The organism is Pseudogulbenkiania ferrooxidans 2002, from assembly GCF_000174355.1.
Lineage (GTDB): Bacteria > Pseudomonadota > Gammaproteobacteria > Burkholderiales > Chromobacteriaceae > Pseudogulbenkiania > Pseudogulbenkiania ferrooxidans.
The window spans coordinates 36012-55069 of record NZ_ACIS01000003.1; the positions used below are offsets into that span (position 1 = coordinate 36012).

Sequence of the window (19058 nt, forward strand, 5' to 3'; positions counted from 1 at the left end):
TACTCATGTTCACCGTCACGCCCGTGCCCGCCTTTTCCGACAATTATATCTGGCTTTTGCAGCAAGCCGGCCGTGCCGTTGCGGTCGACCCGGGCGACGCCGCGCCGGTGCTGGCCTATCTCGCGGCGCACGGCCTGGCGCTTGAGGCGGTGCTAGTGACCCATCACCACGCAGATCACGTCGGCGGCCTGGCCGAATTGACGCGGCATTACCTGCACCTGCGCATCATCGGTCCGGCATCGATCGCCCAGGTCAACGAAGCCGTGATGGACGGCTCGCGGTTCGAGCTGCTGAGCGCCCAATTCGACGTGCTGGAAGTGCCCGGCCACACCCTCGACCACCTGGCCTACCTGACCGATGGCCGGCTGTTCTGCGGCGATACCCTGTTCGGTGCTGGCTGCGGCCGGCTGTTCGAGGGCTCGCCCGAGCAGATGCACGCCTCGCTCGGCCGCATCGCGGCGCTGCCCGACAGCACCCGGCTCTACCCGGCGCACGAGTACACCCTGTCCAACCTGCGCTTTGCCGCCGCGGTGGAGCCCGATAATGACGCCATCCGGCAAAGGTTGGCCGAAGACCAGGCCACGCTTGCGGCAGGCGAGCCGACGCTGCCGTCGACGCTGGACAAGGAGCGCGCCACCAATCCTTTTCTGCGCACTGCGGTCGACGCCGTGACGCGCCGCGCAGCCCAGCAAGCCGGCGCTCCCCTGACGACGCCGGCGGCGGTCTTCGCCGTGCTGCGTGAGTGGAAAAACAGCTTTCGTTAAAACAGAAAAAAGCTATATTCTCCCTATAGGAAACGCGGTCATGGCACGCTTCATGTGCTTGGTCAAATATGACGAAAGCTCATGAAATTATTTGCTTTTTCGTGTTGACACCCCGTTTTCTGGCCGATAGCATCGGCCAGAATTTCTGATTTCAGGCCCGCCAAATGAAAAGAATCACACCATTGGCACTTTCGTTGTCATTTGTATTTTCCGCCGCCCCGCTGGTCCACGCGGAAGACTCGGGCGCCTTCCGCCAGTCGATCGGGGTGGACGAAGGCCTGGCCACCGGCCTCGACATGATGCTGCTCAACTCCAGCCTGCTGCGTAACGGCGACAACGTCTGGCAGCGCGTGCGCGAGGGTTTTCAGCTCGACGAGGTCAACGCCGAACTGGTGCGCCGCCACGAACGCAGCCTGGCCGCCCGTCCCGAATACTTCAGCCGCATTCTCGAACGTAGTCACAAATACCTGTTCCACATCATGAACGAAGTGGAACGGCGCGGCATGCCGACCGAGATCGCCCTGCTGCCGGCGGTCGAGAGCGCCTTCGTCGCCACCGCCCAGTCGCCAGTCGGCGCCTCCGGATTGTGGCAGTTCATGCCCTCCACCGGGCGCCACTACGGCCTGGAACAGACCTGGTGGTACGATGGCCGCCGCGATGTCACCGCCTCCACCTCCGCCGCGCTGGACTACCTCGATTACCTGCACGGCCTGTTCGGCGACTGGAACCTGGCGCTCGCCGCGTACAACTGGGGAGAAGGCAACCTGACACGCGCCATCGCCCGTGCCCAGGCCGCCGGCCTCGAGCCCACCTACGAAAACCTCAAGCTGCCGAACGAGACGCGCAACTACGTACCTAAGCTGCTGGCGGTGCGCAACCTGCTCGCCAGCCCCGACAAGTTCGGCCTGAAGCTCGACAAATTCCCCAACAAGCCCTACTTCGTCGCGGTTTCCACCGGTCGTCATATGGACCTAGACGTCGCCGCCAAAATGGCCGGCATGTCGGTGAGCGAGTTCAAGGAACTCAATCCGGCCTTCAACCTGCCGGTCTACGCCCACAAGGCCGGGCGCCAGATGCTGATCCCGGCCAACCGCGTCGACAAATTCGAAGCCAACCTCAACAAGTGGGACAAGCCGCTGCTGAGCTGGCAGGTTTACACCCCGGCCACCGATGAAGACCTGGCCGCCGTGGCCGACCGCTACGGCATGAGCCCGGCCCAATTGCAGGCTGTGAACCGCGTCAAGGGTTCCACCATCAGCGCCGGCAAGCCGTTGCTGGTGGCGCTGAAAGGTAATGCCGACCTCAACAGCACCACCACCGATACCGATAGCGGCGGCGACACTACCGTGGCCGGCACGTTTGCTACAGCAACGCTGGTCGCCAGCGCCAGCCCGGCAGTCAGGGTCGGCACGCCCCCGAGTGGCGGCGTCCAGCCCGTCGCACTGACCGTGCGCGCCACGACCGCCGCCATCCCTGTGGCTCCGTCGGCGACAGCCGCGGAAAATACCGGCGCCGTACGCGATACCTCCACCGCCGTCCCGAGCAGCCTCCCGGAGAGCAAGCCGAGCGAGACCAGCGTCGCCGCCGCCAAACCCGCGACACCGGGCAGCACACCGCAGGTCAAAGCCAGCGAAGTCAGCGTCGCCAGCAACACCACCGCTCCGAGCAATACCCCGGTGGTCAAGGCCAGCGAGGCGAGTGTCGCCAGCAGCAAGGCTAATGAAGCCGGCACGGCAGTCGCGAGCAGCGCAACCCCGGCCGTTGCCACCACCTACATCGTGGCCTCGGGTGACACGCTCTACAATATTGCGCGTCGCTACAATCTGACGGTCAGCGATCTGAAAGCCTTCAACGGCCTGGCCGACAACGACATCCGCCTGGGGCAGACCTTGCAGCTCAAAGCCCCGGCCGGCACGGGCTACCTGGCCGCCGCTTCGCGCGACAGCCTGATGCGGGTCGCGGCCACCGCCACGGCAGCAACCGGCGCGGTGCCCGCCGAATACGTGGTGCAGCGCGGCGATACCATGTTCAGTATCGCCCGCAAGTTCGGCGTGCGTCACAGCGACCTGCAACGCTGGAATGGCTCGGACGAAGTGGTCTCGCTGCAACCGGGCCAGCGCGTCCGCCTGCAGGGTCTGTAACGCCCAGACGCCTGCACTCCTGGCTCCGGGTCGGCGGCGCGGACGATTCCTTGCCGCTGCCCGACCGCCACACTGGGCGGCAGCCGAAATTTCCGCGCGCGTTCAGGAATCAATGCCCCACGAAAACAGCCCCGCAAAGCGGGGCTGTTTTCGTGGGGCAAGAAGGCCGGTACGGACTCACTCCTGTTGCCGGCTGTCCAGCCAGATCGTCACCGGACCGTCGTTCACCAGCCCCACGTTCATGTCCGCGCCGAACACCCCGGTCGCCACCGGCTTGCCCAAGGTTTCGGCCAACGTCGCCACGAAGCGCTCGAACATCGGCGCCGAGATGTCGCCCCGCGCGGCACGGCTGTACGACGGCCGGTTGCCTTTCCTGGTGCTGGCGAACAGCGTGAACTGGCTCACGGCCAGCACCTCGCCCTGCACGTCGAGCACGGAGCGGTTCATCACCCCGGCTTCGTCGTTGAAAATACGCAACTGGGCGATCTTGCGCACCAGCCAATCGATGTCGCTCTGCTCGTCCACCTCCTCCACGCCGACCAGCAACAGCAAGCCAGGCCCGATCGCCCCGCTCACCGCGCCATCCACCCTGACTTCCGCTTTGCTCACCCGCTGCACCAGCACCCGCATTGCCCGATCTCCTGTTTCTCGACTGCCGGCATTCTAGCGTCTCTCCGGCGCCGGATCACGGCTGTCGCGCCGTACGGGTGACGCACATCCGGTACAATCGCTTCATCGGAACCACGAGGACTCCCACCCATGCTGATGGTGATCTCCCCGGCCAAGACGCTGGACTACGCCACCCCGCCCCGCACCGAGCGCTATACCCAACCGGACTTTCTCGACCACAGTGCCGAACTGATCGAGGTGCTGCGTGAGCACAGCCCGGCCGAAATCGGCCAGCTGATGGGCATCAGCGACCCGCTGGCCGTGCTCAACGCCGGCCGCTACGCCGAGTGGGCGCGCCCTTTCACGCCCGGCCAGGCCAAGCAGGCCGTACTCGCCTTCATGGGCGACGTCTACGAAGGGCTCAATGCCAACGAGCTGGACGAGGACGAACTCGACTACCTGCAGCAGCATCTGCGCGTGCTGTCCGGGCTCTACGGCGTGCTCAAGCCGCTCGACCTGATGCAGCCTTACCGCCTGGAAATGGGCACCCGTCTCGCCAACCCGCGCGGCAAGAACCTGTACGAATTCTGGGGCGACATCGTGACCGACGCCCTGCGCCACCGTCTGGCCCAAGCCCCTGCTCCGGTCTTGGTCAACCTGGCTTCCGAAGAATACTTCAAGGCGGTCAAGCCGAAGCAACTCGAGGCCACCGTAATCACTCCGGTGTTCCAGGATTGGAAGAATGGCCAATACAAGATCATCAGCTTCTACGCCAAGCGCGCGCGCGGACTGATGGCGCGCTGGGCCGCCAAACATCGCGTCACCGATCCGGAGCGGCTGAAAGCATTCGATTACGAGGGCTACGCCTTCGATGACCAGGCCTCCGATGCGCGGCACTGGGTATTCCGCCGCGACCCGGCGCGGTGCTGAACAACCGGGCCTCCTGCCCGGTTTTTCTCTCGCCCCCCTCGTCGCCTCCCCTAAATCACGCTTGTTGTTAACAATAAAAACCCCATTGGCAACATGTAATTACATGAAAAGCGAAAGCGCGTCTGAGTTGATCTAGGTCATACCATGACGATGTCACCGCCCCTATCGTTCGGCCAACCAAAATGGAACAGCCAGAACAATGAATCAAACAAGGGGGCGGGAATGAAAGTGAATCTACCCATCAGCGGCGTCGAGAAGCCCTTTACCGAAGGCATCATCGTCACGCGTACCGACCCTCAGGGGGTCATCACCCACGCCAACGACCTGTTCGTGCAGGTATCCGGTTTCAGCCGTGAGGAACTGCTCGGCAGTCATCACCACATCGTGCGCCATCCGGAGATGCCGGCGGTGCTGTTCGAGGACCTGTGGCGCACGGTCAAGGCCGACCAACCCTGGCGCGGCTACGTCAAGAACCGCTGCAAAAACGGCGACCACTATTGGGTTGACGCCCTCGTCATCCCGGTACGCCAGGAAGGCAGTACCGTCGGCTACATGTCGGTGCGCCGCCCGGCCTCACGCGAGGCCATTCGTCACGCCGAGCAGTGGTACGCCGAACTGGCGGCCGGCCAGAAACTGGTCAAGCCCCGTCCGGGCGGCATACGGGAAACGCGCGTACGCATGGCTTTTGGCGCACTGACGAGCCTCATACTGGGCTATTTTGCCTGGCACGGCAGTTCGCCCGTCGACTATGCCCTGGCCAGCGGCGGTTTGTTGGCCCTGGCGGGCTGGGTAGTCTTCGAACGGCAGCGGGCCGGACGCTTTGCCCGCCTGCGCGCGGTCTGCCACGACATCGCCGAAGGCCGCTTGAACAACGAACTGGCCATCCATCGCCTGGGAGAATGCGGCGATCTGGAAGAGACCCTCGCCTACATGCAGGTGCATCTCAAGGTGATGATCGACGAGTTGCAGATGAATGCCCGGTCCCTCGCCGCCGGCACCGGCGACATGAACGACAGCCTGAACGACATCCGGCAGCGCATGGAGGCCGGCAATCACAGCGTGACGCAAATGAGCAGCGCCATCGAGCAGCTGTCCTCGTCGATTGAGCAAGTCGCGCAACATGCCAGCGATACCTCACAACTGTCGGCCCGCTCGCGCGACGCGATCCAGTCGGGCGAGCAGGAAATGGCGCGCTCACGCTCCTGCAGTCTGGACGCCGCCCAGGCGGTGGAAACGGCGCAGGACACCATCCGCTCCCTGTCCGACGCCATCAACGCCATCGGACAGGTCACCCAGACCATCCACGACATCGCCGAACAGACCAACCTGCTGGCACTCAACGCCGCCATCGAGGCGGCGCGCGCCGGCGAAAGCGGCCGGGGCTTCGCCGTGGTGGCGGACGAAGTGCGCAAGCTGGCCGAACGCACCAGCGCCAGTACCGAGCAGATCAACGCCCTGGTCGACAACGTGCACCAGGCGGCAGAAGGTACCATCGCCACCATGAAGACCGTCACCGAGGCGACCCGCGCCGGCGTCGCCACGCAGCAGAGCACCGCCCAGCAACTGGCCGCCGTGCGCGACACCACGCTGCAGGTCAACGACATGATGAGGGACGTGGCCATGACCAACAGCCAGCAGTCGGCCTCCGCCGCCCAATTGTCGGCGCGCATGGGCGACGTCGCCACCCAGATCGCCGAATCACACCAGCATGTCGAAGAAGCCGGCCAAGTCATCACCCGCTTGGCCAGCCAGTCGCGCCAACTGGCCAGACTGGCGGGACAATTCGAGATTCATTGACGGTGGCGGAAGGGGGCCGGCGGAGACGAGGCATACGACACCCGGCCCACACGGCTCCAGCGGCAGATCGAGGCGTCGGCCCCGCGACGCGGGGAGGCGATCTGTCAGGGGAAGGGAGTGAGTAGCGGCAGCGGGCGGAGCAAACGAAAACAGACGCCCAAGCAAAAAGCCGTGAATTCTTGGCAGAATTCACGGCTTTATGTTGGTTGCGGGGGCAGGATTTGAACCTACGACCTTCGGGTTATGAGCCCGACGAGCTACCAGACTGCTCCACCCCGCGACAGAAACCTGTTGCTGCCAAGCACTTCTTTGCGAAGCGTCTCGTGCAGCGAGGAGACGAACTATAAACTTCGGTTAAAGATCGGTCAAGCGTTTTTCGAAAAAAAGTCAGACTAATGATTCTAGGCGGAAACACGCCCTCCCCCAGCCTCCACCTCAGAGTGTCGGCCAGCAGCTGAAACCCTCCAGCGAAGCGTCCACCACGCACTCCTGCACCTCGACCATGCTGACCTCGGCCGTTGGCGGGCCGTTACGCGCCCAGGTAACAAATTCCAGCAAGTTCTCCGGCTCGCCGCTGATCAATGCCTCGACCGTGCCATCGCGGCGGTTGCGGACCCAGCCGCTGACCCCAAGACGGGACGCTTCCGCGACGGCGCCGTCGCGGTAACACACGCCCTGGACCCTGCCATGAATGCGCAGCAGCCGTGTCATTTGTCTCATGTCCGTCTCCTCCCCCCTGTCCTGTTGATAGCAGTCGCCACGAGCGATGGCAATACCCTTGAAACGCCAAACCCCGTTGGCGCCGAGCGCGAACGGGGTTTGGGGGGTGATCCCGAGAGGCGGCCCCAAGGGGCCGTCAGCGGCGACGATCAGGCCGCGGTCGGGATGAAGGCGTTGGCCGAATAGAGGGCGCTGGCCATACCCAACACCGACCGGAAGGTGACTTCGAACTGCTTGCCGATCTGGCGGATACTGATCACTTCGTAACGGATCTCATGGCCGTCGTCTTTTCGCTCGACAATTTTGCAGCCTGGCTGCAATTGACTTACACGCATTACTTTCTCCTTGTTGTTTTCAATAACAACAACATTGTCATACCAACACTTAACTTTTCACGAAATCTCAACATAAATCAATAGACAACGGCAGGAACACGACGTTCCCAGTTGAATGGACACACTGTAGCAGCGTGAGATGACAACTTGATGACTTCTAGAATGGAAAACGCCTTGCCAGCTTCAAAGAGGCTGGCAAGGCGTCAATGGGTCAGTATACCCTAATTTTTCTTTTACACAACAACTATTTAGCCGATGCGCATCCCCGGCTGGGCGCCATCGTCGGTATCGAGCAGGAACAACCCGCTCGTGTCGTCGTTGCCGGAGGCGCAGACGATCATGCCGGCCGACACCCCGAAGCGCATCTTGCGCGGTGCCAGGTTGGCCACCACGATGACGTTGCGGCCGACCAGCTTGTCAGGCTCCTGGTAGGCCTGGCGGATGCCGGAGAAGATGTTGCGCGTCTCGAAACCGAGGTCGACGGTAAACTGCAGCAGCTTGTCCGAACCATCGACGAACTGGCAGGCCAGCACCTTGCCGACGCGTAGGTCGAGCTTGGCGAAGTCGTCGATGGTGATGGTGTCGGCGAGCGGCTCATAGTTGGCCGAAGCCTCGGCCGGGGCAGCTTGTTGTTCCATGCTTTGTTTGTTCGCTTCGATCAGCTTGTCGATCTGAGCCGCCTCGACGCGCTGCATCAGATGCTGGTACGGTTTGATGGTGTGGCCGAGCAGCAGGGTGTCGGCGTCGTCCCACGTGAGCGGGGCGACGTTGAGGAAGGCCTCGACGTCGGCCGCCAGCTTCGGCAGCACCGGCTTGAGGTAGATGGCCAACAGGCGGAAGGCGTTGACCAGCACGGTACAGACTTCGTGCAGGCGCGCCTCCATCCCTTCCTGTTTGGCGAGTTCCCACGGCTTGTTGGTGTCGACGTAGGCGTTGACCTCGTCGGCCAGCGCCATCACGTCCCGCAGCGCGCGGGCGTATTCACGCGCCTCGTAAGCGGCGGCCAGCGTCGCGCTGCTTTCGGCCAACTGCTGCAGCAGTGGGTGTTCGCACTGCGCGGCATGGCACACCGGGCTCGCCAGCGCGGAGCTGGATACGCTCTCCGCCAGACGGCCGCCAAATCGCTTGGTGATGAAGCCGGCGGCGCGGCTGGCGATGTTGACGAACTTGCCGATCAGGTCGGAGTTGACGCGCGCCACGAAGTCGTCGAGCGACAGGTCGATATCCTCGATGCGGGCATTCAGCTTGGCGGCCACGTAATAGCGCATCCATTCCGGATTCAGGCCGCAGTCGAGGTAGCTCTTGGCGGTGATGAAGGTGCCGCGCGACTTGGACATCTTCTGCCCGTCCACGGTGAGGAAGCCGTGGGCAAACACGCCGGTGGGAGCGCGGTAGCCGGAGTACTTCAGCATCGCCGGCCAGAACAGGGCGTGGAAGTACAGGATGTCCTTGCCGATGAAGTGGTACAGCTCGGCATCCGAATCCGGACCGAAGTAGTCGTCGAAATCGAGGCCGCTCTTTTCGCACAGGTTCTTGAAGCTCGCCATGTAGCCGATCGGGGCGTCGAGCCAGACGTAGAAGTACTTGCCCGGTGCGTCGGGGATCTCGAAGCCGAAGTACGGGGCGTCGCGGCTGATGTCCCAATCGTGCAGGCCGCCCTCGATCCACTCGTTCATCTTGTTGAGCGATTCATGCTGCAGGTGCGGCTGGGTTTCGCCGTCGGGGCGCACGCTGGAACCGGCGGTCCAGGCCTTGAGGAAGTCGGCGCAATCGCCCAGGCGGAAGAAGTAGTGCTCGGACGACTTGAGCACCGGCGTGGCGCCGGATACCGCCGAGTACGGGTTCTTCAGGTCGGTCGGGCTGTAGGTGGCGCCGCAGCTCTCGCAGTTGTCGCCGTACTGGTCCTTGGCGCCGCACTTGGGGCACTCGCCCTTGACGAAGCGGTCCGGCAGGAACATCTGCTTTTCCGGATCGAACAGCTGCTCGATGGTGCGCGACACGATCTTGCCGTTGGCGCGCAGCGTGCGGTAGATGTGCTCGGCGAAGTGCTTGTTTTCAGGGCTGTTGGTGCTGTAGTAGTTGTCGTAGCCGATGTGGAAGCCGGTGAAATCGGCCAGGTGCTCGGCCTTGACGCGCTCGATCAGCTGCTCGGGCGTGATGCCCTGCTTCTCGGCGGCGAGCATGATCGGCGTGCCGTGGGTGTCGTCGGCACAGACGTAATGGCAGGCGTGGCCGCGCATTTTCTGGAAGCGCACCCAGACGTCGGTCTGGATGTGTTCGACCATGTGGCCGAGGTGAATCGCGCCGTTGGCGTACGGCAGGGCGCTGGTCACCAGAATCTTGCGTGGGGAGGTCATTCGGGGGTCCCTGGTTCGAATCTCAAGCGATCGATTATAACAGCAGGACCGGCCGCCTTGGAGCGGGCCAAGGCCTTGCTGCGTTTCCATGGAGGCACAACGGAAGAGGCCGGCTCGTTCTTGTGGAACGGGCCGGCCTCTTCAGGGGGCGCCACGGCGGTAGTCCGTGGCGGGTACGACGTGTGAGGGGCATTTTAATGCATCGCGCGGCGCACGGCTAGCACCGGCAACGCCGAGGTGCCGACGGCTCGCAGCGGGCTGCAGCGCCCTAGCGCACCGGCGCCAAGCACCCGCCCATGCCCTGCGCGCAAGGCAGAATTCGAGTAAACTGGTCGGGTATTTTCAACCCGGTCCCCGGCCATGTTCCAGAAACTGACCCGACTCTTCGGCCGCGACGCCGCCACTTCCGACTCTTCCGACACCATGGCACTGACAGATACCCAGGTACTCCAGGCCCTCTCCGGCCTGATCGACGACAACACCGGCAAACCGTACACCGCTGCCAAGGCGGTCAAGAACCTGCGCGTCAGCGACAGCGAGATCGCGCTGGACGTGGTGCTGGGCTACCCGGCCAAGAGCCAGTTCGACGCCGTGCGCCGCGCTTTCGAGAACGCGCTGGCGCCGTTGGCCGAAGGCCGCGCCGTCAAGGTCGAAGTCAGCAGCCAGATCGTCAGCCATGCCGCCCAGCGCGGCGTGCCGTTGCTGCCGGGCGTGAAGAACATCATCGCCGTGGCGTCCGGCAAGGGCGGCGTCGGCAAATCCACCACCGCCGTCAACCTGGCGTTGGCGCTGGCGGCCGAAGGGGCGCGCGTCGGCCTCTTGGACGCCGACATCTACGGCCCGTCGCAACCGCTGATGATGGGCCTGCAGGGGCAGAAACCGGAAACCGACGGCAAATCGCTGCAGCCGGTGGTGAATTATGGCGTGCAGACCATGTCGATCGGCTACCTGGTCGACACCGACCAGGCCATGGTCTGGCGCGGCCCGATGGTAAGCCAGGCGCTGCAGCAGCTGCTCAACGACACGCGCTGGGACGATCTGGACTACCTGGTGATCGACATGCCACCGGGCACCGGCGATATCCAGCTGACGCTGGCGCAGAAGGTGCCGGTGACCGGCGCCGTGATCGTCACCACGCCGCAGGACATCGCGCTGCTCGACGCACGCAAGGGGCTGAAGATGTTCGAGAAGGTGAGCGTGCCGATCCTGGGCCTGGTGGAGAACATGGCGATCCACATCTGCTCCAACTGCGGCCACGCCGAACACATCTTCGGCAGCGGCGGCGCCGCCAAGATGACCGAGGAGTACGGTGTCGAGCTGTTGGGCTCGCTGCCGCTCGACCTCGCCATCCGCCAGGCGGTGGACGAAGGCAAGCCGAGCGTGGTGGCGGACCCGAACGGCCCGATCGCCGCCGCCTACCAGGCCATCGCGCGCCGCGTGGCGGTCAAGGTCGGCGAGAAGGCGCAGGATTTCTCCAGCAAGTTTCCGAAGATCGTGATCCAGAACAACTGATCGTGTCGACAAGGTTGGCCGAAGCCTTCGGCCAACCTTAGCCTGCGGAAAAACACGGCAGCTCACCAGCTGCCATTTTTTTATTCCCCGCCATCACGGTGCCGGCGGGTTCATCGTTTCGTACAAGGCAATCTGCAAGCGCGAGTGCAACTGGATCAGGCGCTTCCAGAACCGCACCGCGACCGCCCCCACCGCCAACACGATCACCAGCAGCACCTCGCTCGGCGGCAGGATGCTCACGCTCAGTGCCGACAGGAACAGCAGGATGCCGATCAGGGCCCCCACCGGGATCAGTTCGGCGATCACGCGCCGCGAGGCCGCGGTGAGCTGGCCGGCCATCTCCGGCCGTACCGAGAGCTCCGCCAGCAGCATGGCCAGCGCCTTGAGCTTGCGGTAGATCGCCACCAGGAACGGCACCGACAGCAGCAGCGCCGCACTCCACAGCAGCGCGTTGACCAGCCGCGCGTCGCCGTGACCTGCCAGCCACTCCGGACCGAAGTAGGCGGCGGCGAGGAAGATCGCCGTCACCAGGCACAGGTTGACCAGTACGTGCAGCACGATGCGGCGGACGATGGCCAGCAGTTCGGCGCGCTCCTCTTGCGGCTGAATGCTCTGCAACCACGCGGTGTAATACCCCAGCCCGCGCTTAACCGGTTCGGGCGAGAGCCGGTTCACCAGCCCGGCAAACGGCTCGGCGGCGCGGATCAAATAGGGGGTGAACAAGGTCGTCAACGCCGAGACGGCCACCGCCACTGGGTAGAGGAAATCGCTGGTTACCTTCAGGGAGAGACCGAGCGCGGCGATGATGAAGGAAAACTCGCCGATCTGCGCCAGCCCCATCCCCACCCGCATCGAGGTGCGGCCGTCGTTGCCGGCGACGAAGGTGCCGAGGCTGCAGGTGACCACCTTGCCGACCACCACCGCCACGGTGATCAGCGCGATCGGCCAGGCGTACTGCAGCAATACCGCCGGATCGAGCAACAGCCCGATGGCGACGAAGAAGATAGCGCTGAACATGTCGCGGATCGGCTCGACCAGGTGCTCGATCTGCTTCAACTCGCGCGACTCGGCCATGATCGCCCCGATCATGAACGCCCCCAGCGCGATGCTGTACTCCAGCTGCAGCACCAGCAGGCAGAAACCGAAGCACAGCCCCAGTACCGTCACCAGCAGCACCTCGCGGCTCTCGAAGCGCGCCACGTAGGCCAACAGGCGCGGCACGATCAGGATGCCCAACACCAGCGCCACTACCATGAATAGCGACAGCTGTCCCAGCGTGCTCAGCACCGCCCCGGCCTCGACCCGCCCGCTGATGGCGATGCCGGACAACAGCGCGATCATGCCAATGGCGAGAATATCCTCGACGATGAGGATGCCAAAAATCATTTGCGCGAAACGCTCGTTTTTCAGTCCCAGCTCGTCCAGCGCCTTGACGATGATGGTGGTCGAGGAGATCGCCAGCATGGCGCCGAGGAACACCGCGTCCATCGTCGCCCAGCCGAAATACTTGCCTATCTGGAACCCGATCGCCACCATCGCCACGATCTCGGTCAGCGCCGCCAACAACGCGGTGACGCCGACGCTGGCCAGCTTCTTCAGGCTGAACTCGAGCCCGAGCGAAAACATCAGGAACACCACGCCGAGTTCGGCCAGGGTCTTGACAGTGGCCTCGTCCTGGATGAGCGCGAAAGGTGGGGTGTAGGGGCCGATGATCACCCCGGCCACGATGTAGCCCAGCACCACCGGCTGACGCAGGCGGTGAAACAACACCGTGACCAGGCCGGCTATCAGCATGATCACGGCAAGGTCGTGGATGAAGGACGTGGCGTGCATGGGCTTCCTCCCAGGGTGGTCGAGACCGTCAACACATGGCAACGGCGGGTCACTCAGATGCGGGCACGGCCGACAGCCACGCCCACCCGTCAAGAGAGAGAACCTTTCAGAACCTCAGAGTTCCCGCTAAATCGCCATTAAAACCACTTTTTCGTCGATTCAGCAAAATAAATAGCAAAATCCAGGAAAAACGAAAAAATAGAAAAATAGCGATTTATCTTCATCGGCTTGCCGGTACAGACTGACAGGACTACCCCATCCACCCCACCACTCAGCCGGCGCGCGCCATCCTCCGTACCGCTTCGGCCAGGCGGTCGATGCCCGTCGTGTAGGCCACCCGCACGTGCCGCTCGGCGTGGTAGGCGCCGAAATCCGCCCCCGGCGTGATCGCCACGTGCACCTCGTCCAAAAGACGCTGGCAATAGCCGAAGCTGTCGTCGGTCACCGCGCTGACGTCGGCGTAGACGTAGAACGCTCCTTCCGGCTGTACCGGAATGCGCCAGCCCAGGCTGGGCAGTGCTTCGAGCAGGAAGTCGCGGCGCCGGCCGAACTCGGCGCGCCGCTCCTCCAACAAGGCCAGTGTCTCGGGCTGAAACGCCGCCAGCGCCGCACGCTGCGCCGGCGCCGGCGGGCACAGGAACAGGTTCTGCGCCAGCCGGATTGCCGGCTCCACCAGTTGCGGCGGCACCACCAACCAGCCCAGGCGCCAACCGGTCATCTGGAAGTACTTGGAGAAGCTGTTGATCACCAAGGCTTCGTCCGCCACCTGCAGCACGCTCGGCGCGTCCACGCCGTAGGTCAGGCCGTGATAGATCTCGTCAACGATCAGCGCGCCACCCCGGCGGCGACATACCTCGGCCAGCTCGGCCAGCTCGGTTGCACTCAGCAATGTGCCGGTGGGATTGGCCGGGCTCGCCACCATGGCCGCCGCCGTGCGCTCGCTCCAGGCGGCATCCAACTGTGCCGCTGTGAGCTGGTAGCGGCTCTCGGGCCCCACCTCCACCGCGCACGGTACCCCGCCCAGCAGGCTGACGAAGTGGCGGTTGCAGGGATAGGTCGGATCGGCCATCACCACCTCGCTACCCTCTTCCACCAGCAAGGCCAGCGCGATCTGCAAGGCGCCGGAGCTCCCGGCGTGACGATGATGCGCGCCGGATCAAGCTCCACGCCATGACGGCTGGCGTAGAAGCCGGCAATCGCCTGGCGCAGTTCGGGCAGCCCCTGTGCTGCCGTATAGAAGGTATCTCCCTGGGCCAGGGCCTGTCGTCCTGCTTCGACGATGGCGGGCGGCGTGGCGAAGTCCGGTTCACCCACTTCGAGATGGATCACATCGTGCCCCTGCACCTGCAAGGCACGGGCCTTCTCCAGGATGGCCATGACCTGGAACGGGGAAATACTGTCGAGACGGGACGCTAGTTTCACACTGCCCTCTGCTGCTGAAGCGACTGCGATCAGTCGGGATATAAAGGTAGGAGGCCGACGGCATCGGCCGGGTTTCATGCGAGCAGTGTACCAAGCACAACGGGGAAAGGCAGAATGATACCAGACTGTTGACAGGGCCGAATCTCATCCATATAATTCGCCTCTCATTGACCGCGGAGAGGTGGCAGAGTGGTCGAATGTACCTGACTCGAAATCAGGCGTACGGGTTCCCGTACCGAGGGTTCGAATCCCTCCCTCTCCGCCAGTATTCAAAAAAGCCAGAATTCTTAACCTAATCAATAGGTTACAGAGTTCTGGTTTTTTCCATTTACCACACGCTTTTACCACACGTATGGCCCGTGGTGTTTTTGCCAATTTTGACTCTACCTGCCTGTCCTTGCGCGGCTTAACGGGGTCACTTCCACAGGAAATCGACCCCATAGTCGTGCATGTCGCACCCTAGCTGTCAATCAGCGTTGAATTTTGACCAGCAAACAGCGTCCAAATTTGACCAAGCAAATCAGCCGTTTTTCCTCCTCTGCTTGAAGCGGTAAGAGTCGTTCCCGGTCTCTAGAATGTCGCAGTGATGGGTGATCCGATCCAGCAGTGCGGTGGTCATCTTGGCATCGCCAAACACGCTGACCCACTCGCCGAAGCTCAGGTTGGTGGTAATGATCAGCGAGGTCTTCTCATAGAGCTGACTGATCAGGTGGAACAGCAAGGCCCCTCCCGACTCGGGGAACGGCAGGTAGCCCAGTTCATCCAGAATGACGGCATCCATCTGCACCAGCTGGCGTGCCAACAGTCCCGCTTTTCCCTGCTGTTTTTCCCTCTCCAGCAGATTCACCAGATCCACCGCGTTGTAGAACCGCACCCGTTTACCCCGATGGATGGCGGCGACGCCCAAGGCCGTGGCCAGATGGGTTTTGCCCGTTCCGGTACCGCCGACCAGAATCAGGTTGTGCGCGGTAGCCAGATAGCTGCCGCTGGCCAGTTGTTCGATTCGAGCTGACTCCAGCGGTGTCTCTGTCCAGTTAAAGCTACTCAGGTCGCGATGGACCGGGAAGCGTGCCGCCTTGAGCTGATAGCTCAGGCTGCGGGCCTGCCGGTCAGCCTGCTCCGCATCCAGTAGACGCAGCAGCAACGCTTCGCCCGAGATCGGTTGCCGGTGACCTTCCGCCTGCAGTTCACGCCACGCCTCCGCCATGCCGTACAGCCGCAGCGTTTGCAGTCGGGCCAGGTGGGATTGCTCAGACATACGCCGACTCCCGCAGGGCATCGTAACGGGCACAGTTCGCCACCGGTTCCTCTCTCAGACTCAACGAGTCAGGTGTCTCCAGCACGGTTACTCGCGGTGGGCTGGCCAGCCGCCGCAACTCGTTCAGTACGATAGCCGCGCTGGGCTTGCCCTGTGTCTGCGCCAGCTGGCAGGCCTCCTCCAGCCTCTCCAATCCGGGTTCACGTGCGGCCAGCAGGATTTCGGCAAAGGCTCGATCCCCCTTGGGCTGCTTGAGGACCTGCTGACGAACGGCCTCGACGGCCGGTGGCAGCACCCATTCGATGAACGGCACACCGTGACGTAGGGCACCAGCTTGGTTTCCAGCACCGACAGGTAATGCCACGGTTCGCAGACCAACTGGTCTCGTCCGAAGCGACGGACATGACGTGCCTGCTCCTGGCCATCCGCTACGACACGAATCGTACTGGCGCTGACGCGCACCGAGACCACCTTGCCAGCCCATTCGGCGGGCACGCTATAGCGGTTGCGATCCACCGTGACCAGACAGGTGCTGGACACGCGTAACAGCTGCTCGACGTAACCGTCGAACGGCATGGTGACCGGTCGCAAATGGGGGCGCTCCACCTTCAGCACGTCAGCAATACTGGCCTCTTGCGTGGGGTGGCGCCGGCCCGCCAGCTCGCGACAGCGTACATCCAGCCACTGGTTCAAGCTGCTGAAGTCCGCGAAGCGCGGTGTCGGTGTGAACAGCCATTCGCGGATGTTGCCCACCTGATTCTCCACCTGGCCCTTCTCCCAGCCGGAGGCGGGCGTACAAGCTACGGGCTCAAACAGGTAATGATTGGCCAGCGCCAGGAAGCGTCGGTTGAACTGCCGCTCTTTACCGGCAAACACCGCCTCCACGACGGTCTTCAGATTGTCGTAGACCATCTTGTGCGGTACGCCACCGAAGAAGGCAAAGGCCCGGTTGTGCGCATCGAACACCATCTCCTGGGTCTCGCGCGGATAGGCGACGACAAACATCTGCCGGCTGTAGGTCAGCCGGAAATGGGCCAGCTTGATGGTCTGGGTGACGCCGCCGAGCACCACGTGCTCGTAACTCCAGTCGAACTGACCCACCTCGCCAGGGGCAAACGATAACGGAACAAACGCCTGTGTTCTGATGGTCTTCGTGGCACGGGCATTCCAGGCCCTGACGTAGCGCTGGATGCTGTCATAGGCGCCCTGATAGCCTTCGGCTTGAAGGCATTCGAACAGCCGGCGGGCGGTGCGGCGCTGAGCCTTGGGCAGAGTACGGTCGAACTCGAGCCACTGCTCCAGCGTTTCCTGGAAGGCACCCAGTTGCGGCTTGGGCTGACGTTGACGACGGTAGGTGGGTTCGGCGGTGGCGTTGAGGTACTTCTTGACGGTATTGCGGGAGAGGTTGAGAGATCGGGCGATGGCACTGATGCTCTCGCCGTTGACCAGGTGTCGGTGGCGAATCTTGCCGATGGTTTCCATGCAAAGCACTCCAGGTTGACCTCCGCCCAAAGGGCGGAAGTGTGGCACACCCGGGGTGGTCAAAATTGGACGCTGATCACCCCGGAAACCTGGTCACTTTTGCACGCTGTTCCACAGCTTTCTTCTTCACAGCCAGTGTTGCACCACCAGAATACAGCCCATAGGTAATCCTGGGCTTTTCATGCCCAACGATGTCGGCGGCAAGGTTTTCGCTGACACCAGCGTTCTCAAGCATGGTGATCAAGGTCGAGCGCATCGAATGGAAGGTGTAGGAATCGGAGAAGCCAAGCGCTGTCTTCAGCCGCCCATAGCGTTTCCCGATGGCATCCGATCTGTCCCCGTACTGGTTGAAGGTCAGGCCGGAGAAGAGGTACCCATCAGTCGATGCGGCCACAAGTTTCTTTACGAGTGGCGCAATGTCCGAATGGATGGGAACTTCACGATGTCCAGCCTCCGTCTTTGCATCGGAGATCCTGAAGGAATCCTTACCGACTTCCGAGACTCTGATGGAACACAGTTCTTCGCGTCGCGCCCCTGTGTAAGCGCCAAGCATTATCAGATCGGCCAGTTGGGTATCAAAGGGGGCATTTTTGCCTCTACCGATGCGGCGCATCCGTGCGGCTTCCCAGAGCTTTACTACATCTTCCGGGGTATAAGGGAGATTCGCCTTCTTGCCGCGCCCATTCCCGTTTCCCCGCTGACAATCAATCAGGCACGTTCGTCATGCACTAACAATGAACGCCGCCAACGCCTGCCCTGCCAGCATAACCGTCACATGCATGGCATAGGTTGTTCTGTAGAGTTCACAATCGGAGAGTTTGTACATGGCTCCCAGCGGTTGATGTGTTGACAGCCATAGGTTGCATCAGGTTGTATGGTGAGTTAAATAGCATCGTATTCACGCTTAGATTAAATTTAATTTACCAAATGACTGCAAAGAAGACACTCAGCCAAGTCAGCGATTTCGAAATCCGTTTGCTCCGCCTATTCAAGACCGTGGTGGAATGTGGCAGCTTCACGGCCGCCGAAGGGGTGCTGGGCATCAGCCGCTCGGCCATCAGCCTGCACATGGGAGACTTGGAGAAGCGGCTGGGAATGCGCCTATGCCAACGCGGCCGCGCCGGCTTCGCGCTCACCGACGAAGGGCGCGAGGTGTTGCGCGCGAGCCAGACCCTGCTCGCCGCCATCGAGGGCTTCCGCAGCGAGGTCAACCAGCTGCACCGCCAGCTGCGCGGCGAGCTCAACATCGGCATCATCAACAACATGGTGACCCAGCCGCACATGCGCATCACCCAAGCCTTGAAGTCGCTACGAGCACAAGGCCCTAGCGTACATATCAATATCGGGATGATGACACCTAGCGATATTGAGCTAGGGGTTCTTGATGGGCACCTCAATGTGGGTGTGGTCCCATTAATCAGCCCCTTGGCGGGACTGGAATACATGCCGCTCTACGAAGAACGCTCCTTACTCTATTGCAGCCGGGAGCATTCATTTTTTGGACGTCCTGATGCGGAGATAACGGACGAAGAACTACGCAATGCCGATGCCGTGGCCCCCAGCTACCGACTGCCCGCGGATGCCATAGACACTCATCAGACATTGAACTGCACAGCAACTGCATCTGATCGGGAGGGTATCGCCTTTCTGATTCTCACAGGCAGTTTTATCGGCTTTCTTCCAGATCACTATGCCAATACGTGGGTGACGCAGAAAATGATGAGAACGCTCCACCCTCATCGCCTTCACTATGACGTACCACTTAGTGTGGTTACACGCAAAGGCAGGCGGCCTAATCTGGTGTTGGAGCGCTTTTTAGAGCAATTATCTATAAATAATTAATTTAGGTGGCCACTAACATGGCGGCACAAATCGAGGATGTCAGCTGTCGGTTAAAA

14 protein-coding genes, 2 tRNA genes and 1 pseudogene are annotated in these 19058 nt (G+C 62.4%); 7 read left to right on the forward strand and 10 right to left on the reverse strand.

Annotation, left to right across the window (positions count from 1 at the left end; translation table 11 throughout):
• Nucleotides 1-5 precede the first annotated feature (5 nt).
• On the forward strand, nt 6-764 hold the full coding sequence (gloB, locus tag FURADRAFT_RS05265; protein ID WP_008953088.1) for a hydroxyacylglutathione hydrolase: 759 nt from the start codon (nt 6-8) through the stop codon (nt 762-764).
• 182 nt (nt 765-946) lie between these two features.
• Nucleotides 947-2905 (forward strand): lytic transglycosylase, encoded by a 1959-nt coding sequence (locus FURADRAFT_RS05270; RefSeq protein ID WP_150105020.1) that lies wholly within the window; start codon nt 947-949, stop codon nt 2903-2905.
• A gap of 177 nt (nt 2906-3082) precedes the next feature.
• Here FURADRAFT_RS05270 and dtd read toward each other — a convergent pair whose 3' ends face one another.
• On the reverse strand, nt 3083-3535 hold the full coding sequence (gene dtd / locus FURADRAFT_RS05275) for a D-aminoacyl-tRNA deacylase (RefSeq protein WP_008953090.1): 453 nt from the start codon (nt 3533-3535) through the stop codon (nt 3083-3085).
• Nucleotides 3536-3664: 129 nt separating this feature from the next.
• Between dtd and yaaA the strand changes: the two genes are divergently transcribed.
• Together yaaA and FURADRAFT_RS05285 are read left to right on the forward strand one after the other, a co-directional pair.
• Nucleotides 3665-4444 (forward strand): peroxide stress protein YaaA, encoded by a 780-nt coding sequence (gene yaaA / locus FURADRAFT_RS05280; RefSeq protein ID WP_008953091.1) that lies wholly within the window; start codon nt 3665-3667, stop codon nt 4442-4444.
• A gap of 222 nt (nt 4445-4666) precedes the next feature.
• On the forward strand, nt 4667-6241 hold the full coding sequence (locus FURADRAFT_RS05285; RefSeq protein ID WP_008953092.1) for a methyl-accepting chemotaxis protein: 1575 nt from the start codon (nt 4667-4669) through the stop codon (nt 6239-6241).
• A 203-nt stretch (nt 6242-6444) separates the two neighbouring features.
• Here the strand turns inward: FURADRAFT_RS05285 and FURADRAFT_RS05290 are convergent.
• From FURADRAFT_RS05290 to metG, 4 genes are all read right to left on the reverse strand, one after another.
• Nucleotides 6445-6521 (reverse strand) — tRNA-Met (locus tag FURADRAFT_RS05290).
• Between the two features lie 155 nt (nt 6522-6676).
• Nucleotides 6677-6961: an acylphosphatase gene (locus FURADRAFT_RS05295; protein WP_008953093.1), complete on the reverse strand. Its 285-nt coding sequence runs from the start codon at nt 6959-6961 to the stop codon at nt 6677-6679.
• 149 nt (nt 6962-7110) lie between these two features.
• Nucleotides 7111-7296, reverse strand: coding sequence for a hypothetical protein (locus tag FURADRAFT_RS05300; RefSeq protein WP_008953094.1), 186 nt, complete (start codon nt 7294-7296; stop codon nt 7111-7113).
• Nucleotides 7297-7544: 248 nt separating this feature from the next.
• Entirely contained in the window at nt 7545-9653 is a 2109-nt protein-coding gene (gene metG, locus FURADRAFT_RS05305) for a methionine--tRNA ligase (RefSeq protein WP_008953095.1), read from the reverse strand.
• 423 nt (nt 9654-10076) lie between these two features.
• On the opposite strand from metG, the gene apbC reads away from it, so the two are divergent.
• A complete protein-coding gene (gene apbC, locus FURADRAFT_RS05310) occupies nt 10077-11165 on the forward strand; it encodes an iron-sulfur cluster carrier protein ApbC (protein WP_040652503.1) in 1089 nt (362 codons plus the stop codon).
• Between the two features lie 93 nt (nt 11166-11258).
• On the opposite strand, the gene FURADRAFT_RS05315 is transcribed toward apbC, so the two are convergent.
• Both FURADRAFT_RS05315 and FURADRAFT_RS05320 read right to left on the reverse strand, forming a co-directional pair.
• Nucleotides 11259-12998 carry a cation:proton antiporter gene (locus tag FURADRAFT_RS05315; protein ID WP_008953097.1) on the reverse strand — a complete coding sequence of 580 codons (1740 nt, stop codon included), beginning with the start codon at nt 12996-12998 and terminating at the stop codon, nt 11259-11261.
• Between the two features lie 271 nt (nt 12999-13269).
• Nucleotides 13270-14498, reverse strand: a pseudogene (locus FURADRAFT_RS05320) (pyridoxal phosphate-dependent aminotransferase).
• Between the two features lie 97 nt (nt 14499-14595).
• On the opposite strand from FURADRAFT_RS05320, the gene FURADRAFT_RS05325 reads away from it, so the two are divergent.
• Nucleotides 14596-14685: transfer RNA gene (locus FURADRAFT_RS05325), tRNA-Ser, on the forward strand.
• A 255-nt stretch (nt 14686-14940) separates the two neighbouring features.
• On the opposite strand, the gene istB is transcribed toward FURADRAFT_RS05325, so the two are convergent.
• The 3 genes from istB to FURADRAFT_RS05340 form a co-directional block, all read right to left on the reverse strand.
• Complete coding sequence (gene istB, locus FURADRAFT_RS05330) at nt 14941-15678, reverse strand: IS21-like element helper ATPase IstB (RefSeq protein ID WP_008953100.1); 738 nt, start codon at nt 15676-15678, stop codon at nt 14941-14943.
• A 123-nt stretch (nt 15679-15801) separates the two neighbouring features.
• The gene (gene istA / locus FURADRAFT_RS05335; protein ID WP_008953101.1) at nt 15802-17160 is read right to left on the reverse strand and encodes an IS21 family transposase; all 1359 of its coding nucleotides are present in this window, start codon (nt 17158-17160) and stop codon (nt 15802-15804) included.
• Nucleotides 17161-17236: 76 nt separating this feature from the next.
• Complete coding sequence (locus FURADRAFT_RS05340) at nt 17237-17773, reverse strand: tyrosine-type recombinase/integrase (protein ID WP_050773219.1); 537 nt, start codon at nt 17771-17773, stop codon at nt 17237-17239.
• Nucleotides 17774-18087: 314 nt separating this feature from the next.
• Between FURADRAFT_RS05340 and FURADRAFT_RS05345 the strand changes: the two genes are divergently transcribed.
• A complete protein-coding gene (locus FURADRAFT_RS05345; RefSeq protein WP_008953103.1) occupies nt 18088-19002 on the forward strand; it encodes a LysR family transcriptional regulator in 915 nt (304 codons plus the stop codon).
• Nucleotides 19003-19058 lie beyond the last annotated feature (56 nt).

Bases quoted from the DNA above. Each gene is read 5' to 3' on its own strand.
- gloB (WP_008953088.1), top strand. From the start codon at position 6: ATGTTCACCGTCACGCCCGTGCCCGCCTTTTCCGACAATTATATCTGG.
- dtd (WP_008953090.1), bottom strand. From the start codon at position 3,535: ATGCGGGTGCTGGTGCAGCGGGTGAGCAAAGCGGAAGTCAGGGTGGAT.
- yaaA (WP_008953091.1), top strand. From the start codon at position 3,665: ATGCTGATGGTGATCTCCCCGGCCAAGACGCTGGACTACGCCACCCCG.
- FURADRAFT_RS05285 (WP_008953092.1), top strand. From the start codon at position 4,667: ATGAAAGTGAATCTACCCATCAGCGGCGTCGAGAAGCCCTTTACCGAA.
- FURADRAFT_RS05295 (WP_008953093.1), bottom strand. From the start codon at position 6,961: ATGAGACAAATGACACGGCTGCTGCGCATTCATGGCAGGGTCCAGGGC.
- FURADRAFT_RS05300 (WP_008953094.1), bottom strand. From the start codon at position 7,296: ATGCGTGTAAGTCAATTGCAGCCAGGCTGCAAAATTGTCGAGCGAAAA.
- metG (WP_008953095.1), bottom strand. From the start codon at position 9,653: ATGACCTCCCCACGCAAGATTCTGGTGACCAGCGCCCTGCCGTACGCC.
- apbC (WP_040652503.1), top strand. From the start codon at position 10,077: ATGGCACTGACAGATACCCAGGTACTCCAGGCCCTCTCCGGCCTGATC.
- FURADRAFT_RS05315 (WP_008953097.1), bottom strand. From the start codon at position 12,998: ATGCACGCCACGTCCTTCATCCACGACCTTGCCGTGATCATGCTGATA.
- istB (WP_008953100.1), bottom strand. From the start codon at position 15,678: ATGTCTGAGCAATCCCACCTGGCCCGACTGCAAACGCTGCGGCTGTAC.
- istA (WP_008953101.1), bottom strand. From the start codon at position 17,160: ATGGAAACCATCGGCAAGATTCGCCACCGACACCTGGTCAACGGCGAG.
- FURADRAFT_RS05340 (WP_050773219.1), bottom strand. From the start codon at position 17,773: ATGCGCCGCATCGGTAGAGGCAAAAATGCCCCCTTTGATACCCAACTG.
- FURADRAFT_RS05345 (WP_008953103.1), top strand. From the start codon at position 18,088: ATGACTGCAAAGAAGACACTCAGCCAAGTCAGCGATTTCGAAATCCGT.